The sequence below is a fragment of the Telluria sp. B2 genome (assembly GCF_051789535.1).
Lineage (GTDB): Bacteria > Pseudomonadota > Gammaproteobacteria > Burkholderiales > Burkholderiaceae_D > Telluria.
In genome coordinates this window covers 2,498,913-2,520,281 of sequence record NZ_CP196525.1, presented here as the reverse complement: position 1 = coordinate 2,520,281, position 21,369 = coordinate 2,498,913, and the positions used below count along the sequence as shown (strand labels likewise).

General features: G+C 59.7%; 22 protein-coding genes and 1 pseudogene. 17 read left to right on the top strand and 6 right to left on the bottom strand.

Features of this window, described 5'->3' with window-relative positions; genetic code table 11:
- The first annotated feature begins 89 nt into the window (after positions 1–89).
- The gene (locus tag ACSUZJ_RS11270; protein WP_499416110.1) at positions 90–458 is read left to right on the top strand and encodes a hypothetical protein; all 369 of its coding nucleotides are present in this window, start codon (positions 90–92) and stop codon (positions 456–458) included.
- 213 nt (positions 459–671) lie between these two features.
- Here ACSUZJ_RS11270 and ACSUZJ_RS11265 read toward each other — a convergent pair whose 3' ends face one another.
- Entirely contained in the window at positions 672–908 is a 237-nt protein-coding gene (locus ACSUZJ_RS11265; protein ID WP_499416108.1) for a helix-turn-helix domain-containing protein, read from the bottom strand.
- A gap of 182 nt (positions 909–1,090) precedes the next feature.
- On the opposite strand from ACSUZJ_RS11265, the gene ACSUZJ_RS11260 reads away from it, so the two are divergent.
- Together ACSUZJ_RS11260 and ACSUZJ_RS11255 are read left to right on the top strand one after the other, a co-directional pair.
- Positions 1,091–2,320: a hypothetical protein gene (locus ACSUZJ_RS11260; RefSeq protein WP_499416105.1), complete on the top strand. Its 1,230-nt coding sequence runs from the start codon at positions 1,091–1,093 to the stop codon at positions 2,318–2,320.
- Between the two features lie 159 nt (positions 2,321–2,479).
- Positions 2,480–3,103, top strand: coding sequence for a DUF6988 family protein (locus ACSUZJ_RS11255; protein ID WP_499416103.1), 624 nt, complete (start codon positions 2,480–2,482; stop codon positions 3,101–3,103).
- A 580-nt stretch (positions 3,104–3,683) separates the two neighbouring features.
- On the opposite strand, the gene ACSUZJ_RS11250 is transcribed toward ACSUZJ_RS11255, so the two are convergent.
- The 3 genes from ACSUZJ_RS11250 to ACSUZJ_RS11240 all read right to left on the bottom strand — a co-directional run bounded on the left by ACSUZJ_RS11250 (position 3,684) and on the right by ACSUZJ_RS11240 (position 5,717).
- The gene (locus ACSUZJ_RS11250; protein ID WP_499416101.1) at positions 3,684–4,223 is read right to left on the bottom strand and encodes a DUF4145 domain-containing protein; all 540 of its coding nucleotides are present in this window, start codon (positions 4,221–4,223) and stop codon (positions 3,684–3,686) included.
- Positions 4,224–4,365: 142 nt separating this feature from the next.
- Positions 4,366–4,542: a Tn3 family transposase gene (locus ACSUZJ_RS11245; protein ID WP_371873468.1), complete on the bottom strand. Its 177-nt coding sequence runs from the start codon at positions 4,540–4,542 to the stop codon at positions 4,366–4,368.
- 158 nt (positions 4,543–4,700) lie between these two features.
- On the bottom strand, positions 4,701–5,717 hold the full coding sequence (locus ACSUZJ_RS11240) for a YeiH family protein (protein WP_075791083.1): 1,017 nt from the start codon (positions 5,715–5,717) through the stop codon (positions 4,701–4,703).
- Between the two features lie 55 nt (positions 5,718–5,772).
- On the opposite strand from ACSUZJ_RS11240, the gene ACSUZJ_RS11235 reads away from it, so the two are divergent.
- The 8 genes from ACSUZJ_RS11235 to sorB all read left to right on the top strand — a co-directional run bounded on the left by ACSUZJ_RS11235 (position 5,773) and on the right by sorB (position 12,402).
- Positions 5,773–6,747: a LysR family transcriptional regulator gene (locus ACSUZJ_RS11235; RefSeq protein WP_231058072.1), complete on the top strand. Its 975-nt coding sequence runs from the start codon at positions 5,773–5,775 to the stop codon at positions 6,745–6,747.
- 81 nt (positions 6,748–6,828) lie between these two features.
- A complete protein-coding gene (locus tag ACSUZJ_RS11230) occupies positions 6,829–7,257 on the top strand; it encodes a nuclear transport factor 2 family protein (RefSeq protein ID WP_209586670.1) in 429 nt (142 codons plus the stop codon).
- A gap of 28 nt (positions 7,258–7,285) precedes the next feature.
- Positions 7,286–7,792: an RNA polymerase sigma factor gene (locus ACSUZJ_RS11225; protein ID WP_027868096.1), complete on the top strand. Its 507-nt coding sequence runs from the start codon at positions 7,286–7,288 to the stop codon at positions 7,790–7,792.
- Positions 7,789–8,586: an anti-sigma factor family protein gene (locus ACSUZJ_RS11220; protein WP_209586669.1), complete on the top strand. Its 798-nt coding sequence runs from the start codon at positions 7,789–7,791 to the stop codon at positions 8,584–8,586. Before ACSUZJ_RS11225 ends, ACSUZJ_RS11220 begins: the two co-directional genes overlap by 4 nt.
- 5 nt (positions 8,587–8,591) lie before the next feature.
- Positions 8,592–9,035 carry a DUF305 domain-containing protein gene (locus ACSUZJ_RS11215; RefSeq protein ID WP_209586991.1) on the top strand — a complete coding sequence of 148 codons (444 nt, stop codon included), beginning with the start codon at positions 8,592–8,594 and terminating at the stop codon, positions 9,033–9,035.
- A gap of 3 nt (positions 9,036–9,038) precedes the next feature.
- The gene (locus ACSUZJ_RS11210; protein ID WP_091874567.1) at positions 9,039–10,433 is read left to right on the top strand and encodes a YncE family protein; all 1,395 of its coding nucleotides are present in this window, start codon (positions 9,039–9,041) and stop codon (positions 10,431–10,433) included.
- A gap of 119 nt (positions 10,434–10,552) precedes the next feature.
- Entirely contained in the window at positions 10,553–11,752 is a 1,200-nt protein-coding gene (sorA, locus tag ACSUZJ_RS11205) for a SorA family sulfite dehydrogenase catalytic subunit (RefSeq protein ID WP_370660048.1), read from the top strand.
- 11 nt (positions 11,753–11,763) lie between these two features.
- Positions 11,764–12,402, top strand: coding sequence for a SorB family sulfite dehydrogenase c-type cytochrome subunit (gene sorB / locus ACSUZJ_RS11200; protein ID WP_499416096.1), 639 nt, complete (start codon positions 11,764–11,766; stop codon positions 12,400–12,402).
- A gap of 146 nt (positions 12,403–12,548) precedes the next feature.
- Here the strand turns inward: sorB and ACSUZJ_RS11195 are convergent, their stop codons facing one another.
- A complete protein-coding gene (locus ACSUZJ_RS11195) occupies positions 12,549–13,565 on the bottom strand; it encodes a tyrosine-type recombinase/integrase (RefSeq protein ID WP_084416635.1) in 1,017 nt (338 codons plus the stop codon).
- Positions 13,566–13,750: 185 nt separating this feature from the next.
- On the opposite strand from ACSUZJ_RS11195, the gene ACSUZJ_RS11190 reads away from it, so the two are divergent.
- Together ACSUZJ_RS11190 and ACSUZJ_RS11185 are read left to right on the top strand one after the other, a co-directional pair.
- Positions 13,751–14,719 carry a DNA-binding protein gene (locus tag ACSUZJ_RS11190; RefSeq protein ID WP_499416093.1) on the top strand — a complete coding sequence of 323 codons (969 nt, stop codon included), beginning with the start codon at positions 13,751–13,753 and terminating at the stop codon, positions 14,717–14,719.
- Between the two features lie 107 nt (positions 14,720–14,826).
- Positions 14,827–17,788: pseudogene (locus ACSUZJ_RS11185) on the top strand (Tn3 family transposase).
- 240 nt (positions 17,789–18,028) lie between these two features.
- Here the strand turns inward: ACSUZJ_RS11185 and merR are convergent.
- Positions 18,029–18,463 carry a mercury resistance transcriptional regulator MerR gene (merR, locus tag ACSUZJ_RS11180; RefSeq protein ID WP_499416091.1) on the bottom strand — a complete coding sequence of 145 codons (435 nt, stop codon included), beginning with the start codon at positions 18,461–18,463 and terminating at the stop codon, positions 18,029–18,031.
- A 71-nt stretch (positions 18,464–18,534) separates the two neighbouring features.
- On the opposite strand from merR, the gene merT reads away from it, so the two are divergent.
- Genes merT through merA form a run of 4 tightly spaced genes read left to right on the top strand, consistent with a single transcriptional unit; the run spans position 18,535 to position 21,357 of the window.
- Entirely contained in the window at positions 18,535–18,885 is a 351-nt protein-coding gene (merT, locus tag ACSUZJ_RS11175) for a mercuric ion transporter MerT (RefSeq protein WP_499416089.1), read from the top strand.
- Between the two features lie 15 nt (positions 18,886–18,900).
- Positions 18,901–19,173, top strand: a complete 273-nt coding sequence (gene merP, locus ACSUZJ_RS11170) for a mercury resistance system periplasmic binding protein MerP (RefSeq protein WP_499416087.1) — start codon at positions 18,901–18,903, stop codon at positions 19,171–19,173.
- A gap of 32 nt (positions 19,174–19,205) precedes the next feature.
- Positions 19,206–19,631 carry an organomercurial transporter MerC gene (gene merC, locus ACSUZJ_RS11165; protein WP_499416085.1) on the top strand — a complete coding sequence of 142 codons (426 nt, stop codon included), beginning with the start codon at positions 19,206–19,208 and terminating at the stop codon, positions 19,629–19,631.
- A gap of 40 nt (positions 19,632–19,671) precedes the next feature.
- A complete protein-coding gene (gene merA, locus ACSUZJ_RS11160) occupies positions 19,672–21,357 on the top strand; it encodes a mercury(II) reductase (protein WP_499416083.1) in 1,686 nt (561 codons plus the stop codon).
- Positions 21,358–21,369 lie beyond the last annotated feature (12 nt).

Here is a 21,369-nt window from a genome sequence, read left to right as displayed (position 1 = left end):
GAAATTTACGAACAAGCAACTTTTTGTAACGCAAGCGTGAAACGATACCGATGATTCGTTAAATCGAATCCATCTCGCATGGTGACCAGTTGGCACAAGTTACCGCCGCATCGTCGACGCAGACGAACAGGGAAGCGCGCTGCGTTACCTTCGACCGCTACAGGCTGAAAGGTTGGTCAAGAACGAAGTTAATTTCATCCGCGCTCGGGGAAATCGCCCTACGGCAGCTGCACGATGGAGATCCGTTCAGCACGTTGCAAATCATCGAGTGCGCGCAGTTTTGGTTCAGCCGCGCGCGCGATAACGAGCAACGCGCAGCCGCACAAATCCTCGTAGCCAAGAGTTGGATCGCCCAAGCAGACAAGGATGGCTCGAGCATCAGCCGGCAGCACTGTTATGCCAAATCGATAGCAGAGCTGTGCGCCAGGCCGCCAACTGCGGGAATGGACATAATGTAGGCGTACGCCTGGTGGCTGATCCTCGCACTGGTTCTTCAGGGCTTTCACAGGATGATGCGTGCCGAACAGGCGAACAATCCCGGCGGCGGCGAAGAGGAATGAACATTGCGATCATGCCGACATCGGGCTGCCTGAGCTACCCTACGATCGGCCGACTGCACCGTCCTGCGCCTAACTGTGTAATATCCGGCTGCAGCGCATCTCCGACAGTTCTTACGGAGAGGACCGCTCCACCTGTTCTTGAGTAAGTTCGATTAGTCGCGCTGGCGGCAACTTTAAAGCAGCGGACAGCCTGAAAAGTACGCGTACGGTTGGCTGCCGCTCGCCACGCTCCATCATGCTGACAAACGTTCGATCTATTTCCGCTGCGAGACCTAGTTCTTCCTGCGTGAGGCCGGCCTCCTTTCGCACCGCACGTAGTACCTTGCCAAAAGCTAGCCCTGGATCCAAAGATTTCTCCTGTTACGTAGGAGAAATCATGTCGCTACTGTATTATCCCGTCTTCGGACTATAGTCATCATTTTCATACTTTTGTGTGGGCTTCTCAGCGTCAGCTGGGCGCAGAAGTCCGCTGGCACTAGCTTTTCGCTCTCTTGATCAAAATGTCACCCACTGCCCCCTTCCTGTGCTTCTTGACCGATAACGTCCTACATCAGGATTTCTGCCGCAGATATTGGAAGGTCAGCAATGGCGCCTGGGCTGAGAAATTTGAGGTGATGCTTGAAGAGTCAGGACTCGGCAAGTGGGATATGCTGGGCATCGTAAAGTCAAGTTGCAATGCCTACCTGCTTGACCTTCGCTGCAACGAATGCGGCCGCCCGGCCGAGGTGAAAAATAGGAGTAGCTACTCGCCAGTAAGCGGTGCCCTTACCCGTACTCGTTATCGTTCAAGATACCGTTGCAGAACTTGCGCCGATATAGCGTTTTCGATACATAAGAAGCCTGCTGCGGTGGCACCGGAGGGCCGGCATGTACAGGTCAAACAGTTTCTGTCACGTACCCTAGAAAGCGCCACTCCGGTCGATTACTCAGCGATCAGTTATGTAACATCGTTTTTCCTCTACTGCGTGTTGGTCGCAGCCAATTCTGGGTGGCAAGGTAACCGACTTACCCGACCAGACACGCATCCTGGAGAGCTCGCGCCCACACGAGACCTCTCGGCGCTCGCCTACAAGACACTGTTTGAACAAAAAATCATTTTCCCTGACCCCGCGACCGACCTGAGTACATTCCACATGGCCGATGAGGATGGAACTGCCGACTTTGCATTTGGGGCCGTTAGCTGGAAGCTTGCCCCGGATGCAACTGGGCGTACGATGAACGACGTTTTTTCCCTACTGCTCACGCGGCTCGACGACCCGGAGCCAAAAGCCGTAGAACATCTCTGGTTCCTCGTGGCCGAAAGCGAATGTCGGAAATACTTCTTAAAGCAGTGTGATCGGTACCACTTCCTCAAACCGGACATATACTCTGCAAAAGTCGCGGATGCCGTGCGTGATTATTTGCCCCACTTTTCAATCGGACAGGTGTGGAACGTCATCTACTACGTTCTTAAGGATCTAGCAGCGTTATCGCAAGAAAAGACTTATGCACGCCAACACGTCTACAACATGATTCCAGGGCAAATACGGCGCTACTTCGATTACCGCATCGCCAACAGCAGGCCGATACATCCTTGGCGGCGCCCCGCACTGATCACGGAATCGTGGATGACTAGCATCCTCCTCGATAAGGTACTTGGAGATGGGAATACATCATTCGAGCAGCTAACCGGGCAGTCCGTTAGGTACATGTGGAGTTTCTGCGCCCATCCGCTGACCGCTGAGCCCCCCCAGGACCATCCTGTTTTCACCGGGCCTTAGCGCAAAGAGGGACAGATCAGAAATTTGTCTTAGGACCCGATCTTTGTAGAGCCCCACTCTCGGCCATAAACACACGAATTTTAGCAACAGTGCATTTTCAACGGCAGGTATTCGAAACTCGATTCACTTAACGGAGCTTCCAGCATCGGAGGACAGCAAATGAACCACCTTACATCGGCCGAGATCGCGGCCGCAAGCGCTTATGGCGAATCGCTCCGTCAGCTGGTACACAATCAGGAGTTGCCGGCTACTCCGAGGTCCAACGCCTCTGCAAGTTGTCTTGGTATCGCTCAGGAACACCACCACGGCATTCTTTTGCTACTGTCGGCTTCCCTTTATGCTCCGGCATTCGCACTAGTGCGCCCGATGTTCGAGTCATACGTGCGTGGGGAATGGCTCGGCACTTGTGCTTCCGATGTACAAATCGAAAGCTTTTTGCACGATAAAGATCTTCCAAAATTTCAGATCCTCATTGACGCATTGGAGTCTACCGCTGGCTTCGAAGGGAAGCAGCTGTCGGGAATTAAGAAGGCGCGGTGGAACTCTTTGTGTGGCTACACCCACACTGGCGGCATCCACGTGCAGCGCTGGCTGACCGAGGGAAGTATAGAGCCGCACTATGGCCGCAGCGAGGTACTGGAGGTGCTGCACTTCGTCGAGATGATCTTGGCGCTCTCAGTCCTTGGAGTTCTCGGCCAATCGGGCGACGAGCTGGCCGCCCAGAAAGCGCTTACGTTGTTCCGATCTCGCGTCGAAGGCTACGGTCGCGGCAGAGGCGACTAATTCGTACTTGTACCCGATCCTTATGACAGCAACCTACATGAGGAACTCTAGGACTCGCGGTGTCGACGAGGCCCTGTTTTCTGAATCGGCAAGCATGCTGCGGTGAAGCAGATCCGGTCGCAGTCCAACTGAAAAACTAGAAGTCTCTGGAACGATAGCAATTGCACTCTTTACTCATGCCGACACCTTGAGTATAGGGCGTACTGAATACCGATTTTGGAAGATTAGCGAGGAGGCGGCCCGAATGATCACATTCGGGCCTATGTCGGATCCGGAGGACTGCGTTGCCGCGAAGACAACACGGGGCCGACAGCACCGGTTAACCGCATGATACGCGAATTTTGTCGGGCCGTATGCTGCTTAGTACCTAACCTGACTTGTCTAGGCTAATCTGCGTGGGGCAATCGTATCGTCATGGAACTTCTGAGTTCGTTCCGTCGTATCGTGGCTAGCGAGAGTTGCGAGCGACAAGCCCCGACCGCATTATCGATTAAAAATGCCAAGAAGCTCGCGCATAATCATGTTTTCACATACTACAGCATTCGCTGAAATGGAATATCCATAGGTAGGCCGCAGACATTCACTTTTTGAATTTTTGCTCAAGCTTAAGCGATGCGGCTTGCACTGCTTCTAATCGGCTAACCCTCCGGAAAACGTCCAGCAGCTCTTCAAGAATTTCGAAAGAATGCAACAGATCCGCCTCGTTAATATTGTCTGCGTGCGTTGCCTCGTTACCAAACCACCTTAAGCTCTGGAGCCATTGAGCCTCCTGTGGATACTGATCTGCCATTTTTTGAATTCGCTTGTGCAAATTTCCTTCGCTATAACCAAGTTCTATGCAGAATTGCTCGACAGCACGCCGAATCTTTGCGCCAGAAGCGGTGAGATCAGAATGGAAATAACTGAATGCGCGGCGCAATTCGACACTAATTGATGCTGGCGTCCATCGTTGAAGCGGAAATAAGTCAACTGTCGGCGAAAAGTACTCGATCTTGATCTTTGGGCGTTCGTGCCGTTTTGGCTGATTCGGTATAGCCGCTGTACCTGTTGCGGAAACGTGTCGTTGACAAGCTTTACATTCGAGGAAACATGTGAACTTGGCAGGACTAAACTTAGCCATTTCAAGCGCCGCGCCGACACCCATCAGTAGACCTAGTAGGGGAGAATAGGGAAAACGGAAAAAATCGGGCGCTAAGCCCTGTTACCGATTCTTGAAGTCCGCAGCGGCCGATATTTTTCTCATCAACCTTCTTGCTCTTCCTTCAAATGTAATATCCGGTCCCGTAGATGTGCTCCCAGGCCAACGAGGACACGAAACTGCAGCATACTGGCGTCGGGGTGCTGCCAGGACCGCGCGCAACCTGTGTCGCCCGCTCCAGAAACACCGCATGCCAAAGAACGATGGCGCCCGTCACCAGGTTTAAGCCGCGGTCGCACATATCACCTAAGCGATGAATCAAGACCGCTCTGGCAAGCGCATTGCGCGACTGCTTGCCAAGCGTATCAGACTGTAACTTTCTGCAATACCACCAAGTTTCTCGTATTAAAAAAATACAGATCCTCGATTTCTAACGGTAGCCGCTAATCGGGCAGTGCTTCAAACGATGCCGAGCATTTTTATCAGGAAAAAACTGATGACTGCCAACGCCAGCAGCGACAACACGACAACTGCGGCGACCCGGCAACCGGCCCGCATGACTGAGCGCGCATCGACGCCGAGTCCGAGTGCGGCCATCGACATAATGGTGAGGAAATTCGCCGTCACGTGCATCGGCGCAATTGCCGCCTCTGGAATGGCGCCGAACGAGCGCAAGGTCAGCAGTAGCAAAAAGCCGACGATGAACCACGGGACCATATGCGACAGCGCAGGACGACGACCACCTTCGCGCCGACCAATCAGCGACAGTACCAGCACGACTGGGCCCAGCATCAGCACCCGCACCAGTTTCACCAGGGTGCCGATGTGGACGCTGCTAAGCGATATCGATGAGGTCGCGGCCAGCACCTGGGGCACCGCGTAGACGGTCAGCCCGGCAAAGACACCGAACTGCGTTGGTGAAAACGACAACAGTGACACCATTAGCGGCAGCACCAGCACCACGACAACGCCAAGCACGGCAGTGAAGGCGATCGCCGCAGCGACGTCCTTTCCATCCGCATCGATAACCGGGGCCACCGCGGCAATGGCAGAGTTACCGCAAATCGAATTGCCGCAGGCAATCAAGATGGCCATCTTGCGCGGCAGACCAAAAGCACGGCCAAGGGCAAAGCTGAGCGCAATCGCGATGGCGACCACTGCCGCGATGCCGCTCATCAGACCGATGCCGTTTTCGAGCAGCGCACCGGCGCTGACCGAAGCGCCCAGCAGCACGACCGCGATTTCCAGCAATAATTTCGCACCGACTTGGATGCCGTCTTCGAAGCGAGTATCGAGCCGATGCACCGTCCGCACGGCGGTGCCTAGAAGAATGGCCAGCACCAGGCTTTCGAGCCATGCGTGGCCAAATAAAGCGCTTTCGATGTTTTCCATTGCGTAAGCTATCGCAGTAACCACAGCGCAAAGTGCCAAGCCTGGCAGCGCGTTGCGAACGAGTTTTAGTGGTTGCTTGACCATTTGCCGCTCCTGATTCTCGAATTCAATAGAACGATTATCAAGTCGACAGATTGTTATGTCCATCTTACAATATCGAATATATCGTTCAATAGAATTGAACAATCAGATGACACTAGAACAATTGCGGATTTTTGTTGAAGTCGCCGAGCGACAGCATTTGACCCAGGCCGCCGCAGTGTTGGCGCTCACCCCTTCAGCGGTAAGTGCTTCGATCAAGGTGCTGGAAGAACGCTATGGTACTGCCCTATTCAATCGCGTCGGCCGCGGCATCGAGATCAGCGAAGCGGGCCGTATTTTCCTGATAGAAGCACGCCGCACGATCGCCAGCGCGCGCGCCGCCGAATTGACATTGGCCGAGCTGGGTGGAATGAAACGTGGCACGCTGACCATTCATGCGAGTCAGACTATCGCCAGCTATTGGCTACCCGAGTACCTCGTGCAATTTCGCCAAGCGCATCCGGCGATCGCACTGAGCGTGACCATCGATAACACCCATAATGTCGCCCAAGCAGTGCTTCAGGGGGGCGCCGACCTTGGCTTTGTCGAGGGCGTCATCGACGAGCCGACACTATCGGTCGATGCCATCGCATCCGACCAGATCGTCGCTGTAGTCGCAGCGCACCATCCATGGGCTTCAGGGAGGAGGCTGCTGCACGCGGATCTTCTTGAGGCACAGTGGATCTTGCGCGAAAAGGGGTCCGGCACGCGCTCGGCGCTCGAGTGCGCACTTCAGGCGATGCATGTCGACTTCGATGCACTAGATATCGCACTCACATTGCCGTCCAACGAAGCGGTCCGCTCCGCTGTGATGGCCGGCAAGTTCGCCACCGCCATGTCGGAACTGGTAGTAGCCTCGCATCTGCGGGCAGGTTTGCTGGCGAAAGCAAACATCGACTTGCCGGAGCGCGCGTTCTACATGTTGCGCCATCCCGAACGGTACAAGACAAAGGCATCTCTGGCGCTGGAAGCGATGATCCGCCTCTCCCAAATAGCGCGCGACGAAACGCCTGCGAAAATTAATTTGAAATAGATGGAATAAATCATCCGCAGATCCGTTCACCTCGATAACACCGGTTTTTTCCGTCCGACTGACCCAACCAGGGAGAATTTCATGAAACAAGCGATCTTCGCCGTCATCCTCGCTAGTGCTTCGATCGGCAGCGCTGTCGCCAGCCCGATGAGCGATGCCGCGCAGATTCACTTTAGCGCCATTGGCGCCGGTGACACGTCCGTCATCATGCGTGGCTATGCCGACAACGCCCAGCTGACATGGGTCGGCGGGCCGCTTGACGGCATGTACGCCGGTTCCGATGCCATTCGCGCCACCTGGGAAAAGTTCGGCAAGGCTGTCGGGCCGGCGCGCGTGACTGTGCTTGCTCTGGAGGAATCGGCGAACCCAAAGGGCGCGACGATCGTCGCCAAGGTGCAGTTCGAAGGCAAGGCACAGGTCAATGTGCGCTATGTGCTGACCTACCGCGATGGCAAGCTGGTCAACGAAACCTGGCAGATCGATCCGAAACTGACCGCAGCAGCTTATTGATTAATCGACCGATACTCCAGTGACATCCATGCCCAATTCGCGCGACCAGCTGCTGGCCTGTATTCCCCGTCTGCGCCGCTATGCGCGGGCATTGGTCGGCGATCGGGCCGGCGCCGACGACCTGGTGCAGGACACGGTCGAGCGCGGATGGGGGAGACTGGCGTCATGGGAGGGTGGTAGCGATATGCGCGCATGGTTGTTCAGCATCATGCACAACGTGCGTATCGACCAGGCGCGGCGGCCTTCAGTGCCGACGGAAGCGCTCAACGAGGAGACATCGATGGCACTAGCACCTGGCAGTCCTTCAAGCGGACTCGAACTGCGCGACATGGAAACGGCCTTGCGTGCGCTGCCAGAGGAACAGCGTGAAATCCTGCTGCTGGTGGCCTTGGAAGAAATGAGTTACGACGACGTCGCGCAAACGCTCAAGATTCCCATCGGTACGGTCATGTCGCGCCTGTCGCGCGCGCGTGAAAAAATGCGCGCGAATATGGAAGGGAGAGCGTACATCGCACCCTTGAAGGTGGTCAAATGAATACCCTACCCATCACGGAAGCCGACTTGCACGCCTTCGTCGACGGCAAGCTGCCTGCCGCGCGCCGACTCGAGGTCGACGCCTATCTGGAGCAGCGCCCGGAAGAGGCGGAGCGGCTGCGCGCCTATACAGCGCAAAACGATGAACTGCGCGCGCTTTTCAATCCCGTGCTCGACGAAGCGGTGCCGGAGCGCTTAAGCGCAGCGCGACCGCGCCAGTGGCAATGGCAGCGGCTGGTAGCCGGTCTTGCCATCGCCCTGTTCAGCGGCACGACAGGGTGGCTGCTGCATGGCCAGCAGGCAGGCGAGATTCAGTACGCCCAAGGTGATTCCATGCAGGCCAGGCCGGCGCTGTACGTTGCCGGCTTGGCCCATCAGGCCGCAATCGCCCACGTTGTCTATAGCCCGGATGTCAAGCGGCCGGTGGAAATCGGGGCTGACCAGGAAGAGCAGCTAGTGGCATGGCTGTCCAAACGCCTCGGCACGGCAATTCGGCCACCCCGGCTGGGCAAACTCGGCTACGAGCTGATCGGTGGTCGCCTGCTCCCTGGCGCCCAAGGCGCGGTGGCGCAGTTCATGTACCACGACGCGACCGGGCAGCGCCTCACCTTGTACGTGTCGACCGACCAGGCGCACAACAAGGACACAGGTTTTCGCTTCGCCCAGGAGGGACCGGTGAATGTGTTTTATTGGATCGACGGCAAATTCGGCTATGCGCTGTCGGCTGGAATTAACAAGGGCGAACTGGCGCGCGTTGCCACCGCCGTGTACGACCAACTGGAGAAACCGTCATGACCTTAATGAACCGTCCCTTGTACCTTCGACGCTTGGCCACTTTCGCCGTTGCCGCCCTGATTGGCGCTAGTGCTCTCGGACAGGCCATGGCCCACCATCATGGCCAATCGCCAGCGGCAAAGCCCCCCGTATTTATCGCCAGCACGGCCAAGCCGTTTGCCGCGCTGACGGACGATGCCATGGCCGTCATGGATGACGGCATGAAGCGCGCGCCAATGAATGGCGTTGCGGAACATGATTTCGTGACGATGATGATTCCGCACCACCAGGGCGCCATCGACATGGCGAAAGCGCTCCTGCTCACCACCAAGGATCCTGAATTGCGCAACGTCGCCCAAGGCATCATCACGGAACAGCAAAACGAAATCAACATTATGCGGGCCTGGTTGCAGCGCTACCAATCGGCTCAGGCAAAAGTTGCTCCCACTTCGACCACCAAGAAAGAATAAATCATGCAACTCCGTCACTGCGTTTTCTCGTTGACCGTCAGCAGCCTGCTCACCGCCTCCGCGTTTGCCGCTCCTGGCGCGCAAGACCGCGTCTACACCGCTGACCAGAATACCAATACCGTTTCAGTGATCAACCCGGCGACCAATTTGCTGCTCGGCCAGATCAAACTGGGCAACCAGCGTCCGGACGTGTTGTCGCCGCTATACAAGGGCGAGATCAATGTGCACGGCCTGGGCTTTTCGCCCGACCACAAGACCCTGATTGCCATTTCAAACGGCTCTAACTCGGTGGCATTCATCGACACGGCGACCAACAAGGTCAAAGGAATCACCTATATCGGTCGCTCGCCCCATGAAGGGTTTTTCACTGCCGACGGCCGCGAAGTCTGGGCGGTGGTGCGCGGCGAAGACTACATCTCGGTGATCGACCCGGTCACCTTCAAGGAGAAAAAGCGGATCGAGACGACCGCCGGCCCCGGCATGGTGCAGTTCCTGCCGAACGGCAAGCTGGCGTTCGTCGTCTCCAGCTTCAATCCCGTGGTCGACGTGATCGACATGAAGTCGCACAAGGTCATCAAGCACATTAAGGTCGTCAGCCCGTTCTCGCCGTTCCTTCAGTTCACCCCTGATTTCAAGGAAATGTGGATGACGCACAAGGATGCCGGCAAAGTGACGCGCATCGATACTGCCAGCCTGGAAGTAAAGGGCGTCATCGATACCGGCTTCATTACCAACCACTTGGCGTTCGCGAAGACTGCGGCTGGCACCCGTGCTTACGTAACGATCGGCGGTGAGAATGTCGTCAAGGTGTACACCACCGACGCCACGCCGACGCTGGTTGCGACGATCCCTACCGGCGCGTTGCCCCACGGCATCTGGACCTCCGACGACGGCACACGTCTGTATGTGGGACTTGAAAACGGCGACGCGGTCGATGTCATCGACAGCGCCACCAACAAGGTGATTGCGCGCGCACCGGTCGGCCAGGCGCCGCAGGCACTGGTGTACGTTTCGAACGCCGTGCCGCACGGCGACGGCATGACCAACCTGGTCCCGCGCGCCAACAGCGAGCCAATCAACATTGCGCTTAAACCCGCTGCCGGCGAGGCCAAGGGATTCGTTGTGGCCCGTAACCTGGGCGTGGTGGACGCGCTGGAAGTGTCGCTGTTCAAACTCAAGCCGCAGACCGCGTACAGCGTGTACGTCACCGGCCAAGCCGCGCCGGTGGCCAGTTTCAAGACGAATCCGATGGGGATGGCGAACGGCACTGCGATCGGACCGATGCGCGCCGTGAGCAACAGCCTCAACGACAAGGCCGCGACGGCGAGTCGCATCCTGGTGATGGAAGGGGACGTGGCCGTCGATCCACAAAAAGCCGTATTGAGTAGCGTGCAGTAAGCAAATCACGACAATACTGTGGCAGTATCGAGCTAGCCGATTTCACAATAATAACGGAGACCAGTATGGCGAAGAACTCGTTGATATTGACGGCGGAGGCGTTGCGGCGCCGTTCCTTTATGAGGCAGGCCGGCACGCTCGGTGCCGCCGGCGTGTTCGGCAGTCCGGTATTGAGCGCGCTCGCGGCGGAGGCAGGCCACGTCACGCTGCCGTTTGAAAACGGCGAGCGCGAACTGGTCGTGTATCCTCAAAAGCGGCCGCTGATCCTGCTGACCGCCCGTCCGCCGCAGCTGGAAACTCCGTTCAGTGTGTTCAACGAATCGGTGATTACGCCGAACGATGCGTTTTTCGTCCGATATCACTGGAGCGGCATTCCCACCGCGATCGATGCGCAAACATACCGTCTCAAAGTCGGCGGCAATGTTAATACGCCGCTGGAGCTCTCGCTCGCCGACCTCAAACAAATGGCTGACGCCACCGAACTGGTTGCCGTGAACCAGTGTTCCGGTAACAGCCGCGGCCACCTGTCGCCGCGCGCCAACGGCGGCCAGCTATCGAATGGTGCCATGGGCAACGCACGCTGGACTGGCGTGCCGCTACGCAAGGTGCTGGAAAAGGCCGGCGTCAAGGCCGGGTCGGTACAGGTCTCGTTCAACGGCCTTGACACGCCGCCCGTTGGCGACGGGCCCGATTTCATGAAGGCGCTCAATATCGACCATGCGCTCGACGGCGAAGTCATGCTGGCCTGGCAAATGAACGGTGCCGATCTGCCGATGTTGAATGGCTACCCACTGCGCCTGGTGGTGCCCGGCTACTACGGCACCTATTGGGTCAAGCATCTGTCCGACATTACCGTGACCGACAAGGTATTCGACGGATTTTGGATGAGCACGGCCTATCGCATCCCCGACAATCAGTGCGCCTGTACCGAGCCGGGAAAGGCGCCGACCAAGACCGTCCCGATCAATCGCCTCAACGTGCGCTCGTTCGTGACCAGCCTGACCGACGGCATGCACGTCAAGGTCGGGCGCCAGACGGTGGTGCGCGGGATTGCGTTCGACGGCGGCTACGGCGTGAATGAGGTGGCGTTTTCGTCCGACGGTGGCAAGAACTGGCAAGCCGCACAACTGGGCAAGGACCTGGGGCGCTACTCTTTTCGAGAGTGGAGCGCGGCGTTCACGCCGAAACAAAAAGGAAACCACGAACTGCTGGTTCGGGCGGGCAACCGGATCGGTCAAGGCCAACCCGCGAGCGCCCTGTGGAACCCTGCCGGCTACATGCGCAATGTGGTCGAATCGACGCGCGTCGTCGCGGTATAAGGGGAACCACATTGAAACATCCACTGATTTGCTCTCTGTTCACCATCAGTCTGATGGCTGCGGCCCCAGCTTTCGCCCTCGACATTCAGCTTCCGCCTGAAACTGCTGTCTTCAAACCCAGCGAGTTGCCGGGATATGCGCTGGCCCAGCGCAACTGCATGACATGTCACTCGGTCCATTACATCCAGTCGCAGCCCACGACATCGCCGCGCGGCTACTGGGATGCCACCGTGAGAAAGATGAAGAAACCGTTCGGTGCGCAATTCTCAGACGCGGATATCCCGGACATGGTCGATTACCTGGTCAAGACCTACGGTGCCGAACGCAGTAACGCAGTGCCGATTGCGAACGCGGCGATAAAGCCAGCTGCAGTTGCACCGAAGGCCGGCGCCACCGCAGCAATCGATACGAAAGCGTTGCTTGCCGCAAATGCTTGCATGGGATGTCATTCGATCGACAAAAAGGTCGTCGGGCCGGCATTCAAGGAAGTGGTGGCAAAGTACAAGGGCAAGGCAGACGCGGTATCACTGGTGGCGAGGAATATTCGAGCGGGCGGCGCTGGCAAATGGGGGCCTGTACCGATGCCAGCTTTCCCCCAACTGAGCGAGGGCGAAGCGATGGCCTTGGCGCATTATGTCCTGGCGCAATGAATTTGATGCCATCCCCTTCCTGTAGACGCCTTTACTGAGCATGCCCGCCGGGGACGTGCTTCGCGCCATGCCGTCGCTCGCCCCGGCACAGTCGGGGGCCGGCCGGTGCTGCTTTTCAACAACGGGCAAGCGGGCGCTGAGACAAATCAGGCCGGTTTGACCCGCTTACGCAACAGACTGCCGGCCGCGTTATCCTCGAACCGGCTGGCCTCCTCAATGTAGCCATGGACCGTGCCGTCGTGGCGCCAGCCTCCTTGCTTCTTGATGTCGCGGAAGTCGGCGCCGGCGCGGTGCGCGCTGGTGGCCATGCCACGCCGCAGACTGTGACTAGACAGGTCTAGCACGTAGTCGAGTTTGACCAGTGTCGCGCAATCCTCCAGGATCGTATTCACGCTGCCCACGCCCAGAGCGGCGCTGGCCACCGTCCCCCACTTGCTGATAGACCGAAACACCGGTCCGGCCATGATGTCGGCGGCGTCGAGCCAGGCGCGCAACGCCGCCGCCGGGCAGCAAGGGCCGTCGCTGTACGGGATCGCCTTGATGATCCCTTCGCCCAGTTGGTCAGTCTTCGAGCGCGGCAGCATGATCTCGATGCCCTCGGGTGTCCAGCCAATATGTCCGACCTCGATGGCGACCAGCTCGCTGCGCCGCAATCCGCCGAAAAAACCGATCTGCAAAAGTGCGTTGTCGCGCGTCGCCTTCAACGTGCCGGCGCTGACCAGCTGCACCACGATACGTTCCAGGTCCTCGATTGGAAGGGCCTTGGCCCTCTTCTTCGGGCGGCCGTGCGTGCGTGCGATCCCCGTCAGTGTCTTGCGTACGGTCGGTGTCGAAGCCGGATTGGGGAAGCCCTGGTGGACGTGCCACTGCGACAGTGCCGTCAGGCGCAACGCCAAGGTGCGGGGATTGAGGGTCGGCGCGTAGGTGAGCAGGTATCGGATGATCGCCGCTTCGTCGGCCGGCAACACGCCGCCCCACGTCAGGTAGTGGTTTACGGCGGACCGGTACGCCCGGCGCGTGTTGTCGGCCGTGGCGGCGGCCAGGACGGCGCGGTGCTGGGCTGCGAGCACGGCGTCCACAGCTGTAACGGCAGAGTGCAGCGCCGACGCTGGGTGTGCATCGTTATTTTCGGCGCCGTTGTCGGCGGGTTCGGGGGTGGCCATGGCTGTGTTGCTCGCGGTCGGGCTTGTAACGGGGGTTACGCAGGATAGCACGCTGCGGATCGGCATCGGTGTCGATAATCTACATTATCGAGCCTAATTACTGAATCATTTCGGATCGATTTTATATCGTAATATAACGTACCATTACGTATTACACCGCACGTTATCTTATCCAAGGAGCGATCATGGCCAGAGCCGGTATCCTGTACTCCCACGTCGCCAAGGCGGCCGCCCAGCTGACCGCCGCCGGCAAGAACGCCACCGTCGACACCGTGCGCGAGGCCTTGGGCGGCACCGGCAGCAAGAGCACGATCGCGCCAATGCTTAAACAATGGAAGGCGCAGCACGAAGGCGAGGTCGCGGCGGCGGGCGCGGGCGTGCCGGCCGATCTGCTGGAGGCGATCAAGGGCGTCTACGACCGGGTGCAGGTAGGCGCGCAGGTTCAGGTCGAGCAGCTGCGCATTGAGCACCAGCTGGCGGCACATAAAGTCGCACAAGCGGCGGAGGCGCTGCGCGAAGAGGTGCGCCAGCTTGGCATAGAGCGCGAAGCCCTGAAAGCCGAACTGCACAGCGTAATGGCGGCGTTCGCGCGCGAGCAGGCTGCCCGGCATCAAGATGCGGTGGCGATCGCCGCCCTAGAATCAGAAAAGGCGGGGCAGGCCCAGCGCCTGGCCGACCGCACGGCCGAGGTCCGGGAGCTGGCGGACCAGCTGGCGCAGGCGCGGCGCCAGTTCGAGCACTTCCAGGAGGCGAGCGCGGCCCAGCGGCAGGATGACAAGCACGCCTACGAAACGCGGATTGCCCGCGCCGAACAGGAGGCGGCCACGCTGCGCGCCAACTTCCAGGACGGCCGCGAGGCGCTGGCCGTGCTGCGGAGCGAGAAGGCCCAGCTGGAACACACATTGCACGAGCAGCGAGACGCGGCCAGGGAGCAAGCCCGCAAGCTGTACGAGGCCACGGAAGGACTGACGGCGACGCGCGAGTTAGCTAGCAGCAGGCAGTTTGAACTGGAAATGGTGGTGGAACGCCTGGAGCATGCCCACCAGGCGAATGAGCGGCTGGAGGCTCGCGTTAGCGAGCTGGAGGGCGAGAACGCGGATTTGAAAAAGAAACCCGCCGGAGCCAGTCCGAAAACACGGAAGACAAAAACGTAAAGCGCTTTACCTTTTTAAATTTAATGGGTTCGAATGATGCGAACCATTGTCAGGGCGATCCTTCTACCGGCGCACCACACAAACCTTTCAGCGAAGGATCGGACCGAATGCCACGCCGCTCACTGCTGTCCGATACCGAACGCGACAGCTTATTGGTATTGCCACAAAGTCAGGATGATTTGATTCAGCAATACAGCTTCACGGATGCCGACCTGGCGTTGATCCGGCAGCGGCGCGGGGCAGCGAATCGCCTTGGGTTTGCGGTCCAGATGTGCCTGTTGCGCTATCCCGGCTACGCGCTTGCCAGCGACACCGCGCTGCCGGATTCGGTGTTGCACTGGATCGCCAAGCAGGTGCGCAGCGACGCCGGCGCCTGGCCGGAATACGGCGAGCGGGAGAAGACGCGCAACGAACACCTGCACGAGCTGCGCGCCTACCTGGGACTGTCAGTCTTCGGCCTGCCGGACTTCCGCAAGCTGGTGGACAGCCTGGCCGACCTCGCTATGCAGACCGACAAGGCGATGGTCCTCGCCGCGCATTCCCTTGAAACGCTGCGCCAGAAGCGCATCATCCTGCCGGCGCTCACTGTCATCGAGCGGGCCTGCGCCGAGGCCGTGACGCGGGCCAACCGGCGCATTTACCGCGCGCTGATCGATCCGCTGGAGCGGCACCACAAGCGCTCGCTTGACAACCTGCTCAACGTGGCGCCTGACATGAGCATCACCTGGCTTGTGTGGCTGCGCCAGTCTCCGCTCAAGCCCAATTCCCGCTACATGCGCGAACACATCGAAAGGCTCAAGGTGTTTCAGTCTCTGGCACTGCCGGAGGGGCTTGGCCGCCAGATCCACCAGAATCGCCTGCTGAAGATGGCGCGCGAGGGTGCGCAGATGACGCCGCGCGACCTGGCGAAGTTCGAGGATGAGCGGCGCTATGCGACACTGGCGGCGCTGGCCATCGAAGGCATGGCCACCGTGACGGACGAACTGGTCGACCTGCACGACCGCATCATGATCAAGCTGTTCAGCGCGGCCAAGAACAAGCATCAGCAGGACTTCCAGAAGCAGGGCAAGGCCATCAACGACAAGGTGCGCCTGTACAGCCGAATCGGGCGCGCGCTGGTCGAGGCCAAGGAATCCGGCATGGACCCGTATGCCGCGATCGAGGCCGTGCTGCCGTGGACAGACTTCACGCAAAGCGTGACCGAGGCGGCAGAACTGGCCCAGCCCGAGACGTTCGACCACCTGCACCTGGTGGGAGAGCAGTACAGCACCCTGCGGCGCTATACGCCTGAGTTCCTCGATGTGCTTCGGCTTAAAGCTGCGCCAGCGGCGCAAGCGGTGCTGGACGCGATCGACGTCCTGCGCGAGATGAACATGACCGGGGCGCGCAAGGTGCCGGACGATGCGCCGATCGCGTTCGTGAAGGCGCGGTGGAAGCCCCTGGTCATCACCGACGACGGTCTTGACCGCCGCTTCTACGAGATTTGCGTCTTGTCGGAGCTGAAGAATTCGTTGCGGTCGGGCGACATCTGGGTGCAGGGTTCGCGCCAGTTCCGGGACTTCGAGGAATACCTGCTACCCACGGAAAAGTTCTGGGCGATGAAATCAGCGCGCGAGCTGCCGATCGCGGTCAACCAGGACTGCGACCAGTACCTGCACGACCGCTTGCTCTTGCTCGAACAGCAACTGGCCACCGCCAACCGGCTCGCGCTGACGAACGAACTGCCCAATGCGATCATTACTGAGACAGGACTGAGGATCATCCCACAGGACGCCGTCGTGCCGGACGAGGCCCAGGCGCTGATTGACTTCGCCAGCGGCATGCTTCCCCGGATCAAGATCACCGAACTGCTGATGGACGTGGACGACTGGACCGGTTTCACGCGCCACTTTGTCCATCTTAAGAGCGGGGAGCAGGCCAAGGACCGGACGTTCCTCATGTCCGCGATCCTGGCCGACGCCATCAACCTCGGCCTGACCAAGATGGCGGAATCGAGTCCCGGCGCCACTTACGCGAAACTGTCCTGGTTGCAGGCCTGGCACATCCGGGACGAAACCTATTCGGCCGGCCTGGCTGAACTGGTCAACGCCCAGTTCAAGCACGCCTTCGCTGCGCACTGGGGCGACGGCACAACGTCGTCGTCGGACGGCCAGCGCTTCCGCGCGGGCGGCCGGGCCGAGAGCACGGGCCACATCAACCCCCAAGTACGGCGCCGAGCCCGGCAAGCTGTTCTACACCCATATTTCCGATCAGTACGCGCCGTTCAGCACCAGAGTGGTCAACGTCGGCGTGCGCGACTCGACCTATGTGCTCGACGGCCTGCTGTACCACGAATCGGACCTTCGCATTGAGGAGCACTATACCGACACCGCCGGCTTCACCGACCACGTGTTCGCGCTAATGCACCTGCTGGGTTTCCGCTTCGCGCCGCGCATCCGCGATGTGGGAGACACCAAGCTGTACGTGCCGGCCAAAGTGGGCGATCACCCCGCCTTGCGCTCGATGATCGGCGGCAGCCTGAACGTCAAGCATCTGCGCGCACACTGGGACGACGTGCTGCGCTTGGCCGCCTCGATCAAGCACGGCACCGTCACAGCGTCGCTCATGCTGCGCAAGTTAGGCAGCTACCCGCGCCAGAACGGCCTGGCGATCGCGCTGCGCGAGCTGGGGCGGATCGAGCGCACGCTGTTTATCCTGGACTGGCTCCAGAACGTCGAGCTGCGCCGACGCGTACACGCCGGTTTGAACAAAGGCGAAGCGCGCAATGCGCTGGCCAGGGCGGTATTCATCCACCGGCTGGGCGAGATCCGCGACAGGTCGTTTGAGCAGCAGCGGTACCGCGCCAGCGGCCTGAATTTGGTGACGGCCGCAATCGTACTGTGGAACACGGTCTACCTGGAGCGGGCGACGCAGGCCTTACGTGAGAAAGGCAAGTTGCCAGACGACGGTATGCTGCAATTTTTGTCACCGCTGGGCTGGGAGCACATCAACCTGACCGGGGACTATGTGTGGCGCCAGCAGCGTATAGCCGAAGGCGGGTTCAGGGAGCTGCGCAAGCCCCAAGAGTAGGAAATATTCTAGAAAAGGGAAGATTCAGTTCGCGGCTGCGTGAATCGATTTCCCCGCCCCTCACGTAAGATTCTTAGCTTCTCTAAATAAACCAAGCCCTGCCAGCCTGGTGTGGCCAGATTGAGCCCTGGGTATTGCCGGCGGCAGTTTTCCAGGGCAGGCGACTGAGCATTGCGTTCTTCGTGGGGTCGCCTCAGAAAACGGAAAATAAAGCACGCTAAGGCGTGCAGCTACTCTCGGCTACTCAGCGTCGGTACTGCGTGGTTCTTTATCCCCTTGCAGCGACGCGATCAGCGGACAGGAAACGTTCCCTTGCCGCGCGTGGCAGGCGCACACGAGCTCGGATAGCACGGCCTCCATGCGCGCCAGGTCGACCATCTTCTCCCGCACATCCTGAAGTTTGTGCTCGGCCAGGCTGCTGGCCTCCTCGCAGTGGGTGCCATCGTCCAGCCGCAGCAGCTCGGCAATCTCGTCCAGGCTGAAGCCCAGTCGCTGGGCCGATTTCACGAACCGAACCCGCGTTACATCCGCCTCGCCATAGCGGCGAATGCTGCCATAGGGCTTGTCCGGCTCGGGCAACAAGCCCTTGCGCTGATAAAACCGGATCGTTTCCACGTTGACCCCAGCCGCCCTGGCAAAAACGCCAATGGTCAAATTCTCCAAATTGCTTTCCATTTCGCTTGACTCCGTACATAACTACGGAAGTAAGCTTACCCTATCCAGTTTAGATTCGAAAGGACAAGCGTATGTCTGAACCACAAAACGGGCGCGGCGCACTCTTCGCCGGCGGACTGGCCGCCATCCTCGCCTCGGCCTGCTGCCTGGGGCCGCTGGTTCTGATCACCTTGGGGTTCAGCGGCGCTTGGATCGGCAACTTGACGGTGTTGGAACCCTATCGCCCCATCTTTATCGGCGTGGCGCTGGTGGCGCTTTTCTTCGCCTGGCGGCGCATTTACCGACCGACGCAAGCCTGCAAACCAGGGGATGTGTGTGCGATTCCCCAAGTGCGAGCTACTTACAAGCTCATTTTCTGGATCGTGGCCGCGCTGGTTCTGGTCGCGCTCGGATTTCCCTACGTCATGCCATTTTTCTATTAATCACCGGAGTTCATCATGAAAAAACTGTTTGCCTCCCTCGTCCTCGCTGCTGTTGTTGCCCCCGTATGGGCCGCCACTCAGACCGTCACGCTGTCCGTCCCTGGCATGACCTGCTCCACCTGCCCGATCACCGTCAAGAAGGCAATTTCCAAGGTTGAAGGTGTCAGCAAAGTTGACGTGACCTTCGAGAAACGTGAAGCGGTCGTCACCTTTGACGACACCAAGACCAGTGTGCAGAGGCTGACCAAGGCGACCGAGGACGCGGGCTATCGGTCCAGCGTCAAGTAATGATCCTCTGAACCGGACCAGGGCACAACATTATGGGACTGATAACACGTATTGGCGACAAGGCCGGCGCACTAGGCACGGTCGTTTCCGCGATGGGCTGCACGGCCTGTTTTCCGGCGCTCGCCAGCTTTGGCGCAGCCATCGGGCTGGGCTTCTTGAGCCAGTACGAGCACCTGTTCATTACAACACTGTTGCCGCTGTTTGCTGCGCTGGCGTTGCTGGCCAATACGCTGGGCTGGTGGAGTCACCGGCAGTGGCAGCGCACCGCGCTTGGCGCCATCGGGCCGCTGCTCGCGTTGCTCGCAGCGATTTTGATGCGGTTCTACGGCCTGCCGACCGCGCCTTTGCTTTACGTTGGCCTAGCCTTCATGGTCGGGGTGTCGATTTGGGATTTTGTGTCGCCGGCGCATCGCCGTTGCGACCCGGACGGCTGCGAACTCCCCGCTAAACAAGGCTGACGGCGTGAGCCGGCAGCCAATATAGAAAAGGAATGAATTCATGACTTACTTGAAGATCACCGGCATGACCTGCGACTCGTGCGCGGTGCATGTCAAGGAAGCGCTGGAAAAAGTGCCTGGCGTGCAGTCGGCGTTGGTGTCCTATCCGAAGGGCACGGCGCAACTTGCCACCCTGTCGGGCACATCACCGGATGCGCTGACCGCCGCCGTAGCAGGACTCGGCTACCGGGCCACGCTTGCCGATGCCCCGCCCACTTCGACGCCCGGCGGGTTACTCGGCAAGATGCGCGAGTGGCTGAGCAGCGACGACAAGGCGAGCGGCGATAACAATGCACTGCATGTCGCAGTGATCGGTAGCGGCGGGGCCGCAATGGCGGCGGCGCTCAAGGCCGTTGAACAAGGCGCGCACGTGACCCTGATCGAGCGCGGCACCATCGGCGGCACCTGCGTCAATATCGGCTGCGTGCCGTCCAAAATCATGATTCGCGCCGCCCACATTGCCCATCTGCGCAGGGAAAGCCCGTTCGATGGCGGCATCGCCGCCACACCTCCGGCGATCCTGCGCGAGCGGCTGCTGGCCCAACAGCAAGCGCGCGTCGATGAACTGCGCCATGCCAAATACGAAGGCATCCTGGACGGCAATCCTGCCATCACCGTATTGCGCGGCGATGCTCGTTTTAAGGACGGGCACGCCCTAACGGTGCGCCTGGCGGATGGCGGCGAGCGCGAAGTGACGTTTGATCGCTGCTTGGTCGCTACCGGTGCCAGCCCGGCGATTCCACCCATTCCCGGCTTGAAGGACACACCCTACTGGACTTCCACCGAAGCACTGGTCAGCGACAAGATTCCCGAGCGGCTGGCCGTGATCGGTTCGTCGGTGGTCGCCCTGGAACTGGCGCAAGCCTTCGCCCGGCTGGGCAGCAAGGTGACAATCCTGGCGCGCAGCACGCTGTTCTTCCGCGAAGACCCGGCCATCGGCGAAGCCGTCACTGCCGCGTTCCGCATGGAGGGTATCGAGGTGCTGGACCACACGCAGGCCAGCCAGGTCGCCTATGCGGATGGCGAATTCGTGCTCACCACGGCGCACGCCGAACTGCGCGCCGACCAGCTACTGATTGCCACCGGCCGCACGCCCAACACGCGCGGCCTGACGCTGGACGCAGCGGGTATCACGGTCAACCCGCAAGGCGCTATCGTCATCGACTCAGGCATGCGCACCAGCGCACCCGACATCTACGCTGCCGGCGACTGCACCGACCAGCCGCAGTTCGTCTATGTGGCGGCAGCAGCCGGCACCCGCGCCGCGATCAACATGACCGGTGGCGACGCTACCCTGAACCTGACCGCGATGCCGGCCGTGGTGTTCACCGACCCGCAAGTGGCGACCGTGGGCTACAGCGAGGCGGAAGCGCACCACGACGGCATCGAGACCGACAGCCGCACCCTGACACTGGACAACGTGCCGCGGGCACTCGCCAACTTCGACACCCGCGGCTTCATCAAGCTGGTGGCCGATGCCAGCAGCGGGCGCTTGATTGGCGTGCAGGCGGTCGCACCGGAAGCGGGCGAGCTGATCCAGACGGCAGTGCTGGCGATTCGCAACCGCATGACGGTGCAGGATCTGGCCGACCAGTTGTTCCCGTACCTGACGATGGTCGAAGGGCTGAAGCTGGCGGCGCAGACGTTCAACAAGGATGTAAAGCAGCTTTCTTGCTGCGCCGGGTGACGACATGGAGGT

Bases quoted from the DNA above. Each gene is read 5' to 3' on its own strand.
- ACSUZJ_RS11255 (WP_499416103.1), top strand. From the start codon at position 2,480: ATGAACCACCTTACATCGGCCGAGATCGCGGCCGCAAGCGCTTATGGC.
- ACSUZJ_RS11250 (WP_499416101.1), bottom strand. From the start codon at position 4,223: ATGGCTAAGTTTAGTCCTGCCAAGTTCACATGTTTCCTCGAATGTAAA.
- ACSUZJ_RS11245 (WP_371873468.1), bottom strand. From the start codon at position 4,542: ATGTGCGACCGCGGCTTAAACCTGGTGACGGGCGCCATCGTTCTTTGG.
- ACSUZJ_RS11240 (WP_075791083.1), bottom strand. From the start codon at position 5,717: ATGGTCAAGCAACCACTAAAACTCGTTCGCAACGCGCTGCCAGGCTTG.
- ACSUZJ_RS11235 (WP_231058072.1), top strand. From the start codon at position 5,773: ATGTCCATCTTACAATATCGAATATATCGTTCAATAGAATTGAACAAT.
- ACSUZJ_RS11230 (WP_209586670.1), top strand. From the start codon at position 6,829: ATGAAACAAGCGATCTTCGCCGTCATCCTCGCTAGTGCTTCGATCGGC.
- ACSUZJ_RS11225 (WP_027868096.1), top strand. From the start codon at position 7,286: ATGCCCAATTCGCGCGACCAGCTGCTGGCCTGTATTCCCCGTCTGCGC.
- ACSUZJ_RS11220 (WP_209586669.1), top strand. From the start codon at position 7,789: ATGAATACCCTACCCATCACGGAAGCCGACTTGCACGCCTTCGTCGAC.
- ACSUZJ_RS11215 (WP_209586991.1), top strand. From the start codon at position 8,592: ATGAACCGTCCCTTGTACCTTCGACGCTTGGCCACTTTCGCCGTTGCC.
- ACSUZJ_RS11210 (WP_091874567.1), top strand. From the start codon at position 9,039: ATGCAACTCCGTCACTGCGTTTTCTCGTTGACCGTCAGCAGCCTGCTC.
- sorA (WP_370660048.1), top strand. From the start codon at position 10,553: ATGAGGCAGGCCGGCACGCTCGGTGCCGCCGGCGTGTTCGGCAGTCCG.
- ACSUZJ_RS11195 (WP_084416635.1), bottom strand. From the start codon at position 13,565: ATGGCCACCCCCGAACCCGCCGACAACGGCGCCGAAAATAACGATGCA.
- ACSUZJ_RS11190 (WP_499416093.1), top strand. From the start codon at position 13,751: ATGGCCAGAGCCGGTATCCTGTACTCCCACGTCGCCAAGGCGGCCGCC.
- merR (WP_499416091.1), bottom strand. From the start codon at position 18,463: ATGGAAAGCAATTTGGAGAATTTGACCATTGGCGTTTTTGCCAGGGCG.
- merT (WP_499416089.1), top strand. From the start codon at position 18,535: ATGTCTGAACCACAAAACGGGCGCGGCGCACTCTTCGCCGGCGGACTG.
- merP (WP_499416087.1), top strand. From the start codon at position 18,901: ATGAAAAAACTGTTTGCCTCCCTCGTCCTCGCTGCTGTTGTTGCCCCC.
- merC (WP_499416085.1), top strand. From the start codon at position 19,206: ATGGGACTGATAACACGTATTGGCGACAAGGCCGGCGCACTAGGCACG.
- merA (WP_499416083.1), top strand. From the start codon at position 19,672: ATGACTTACTTGAAGATCACCGGCATGACCTGCGACTCGTGCGCGGTG.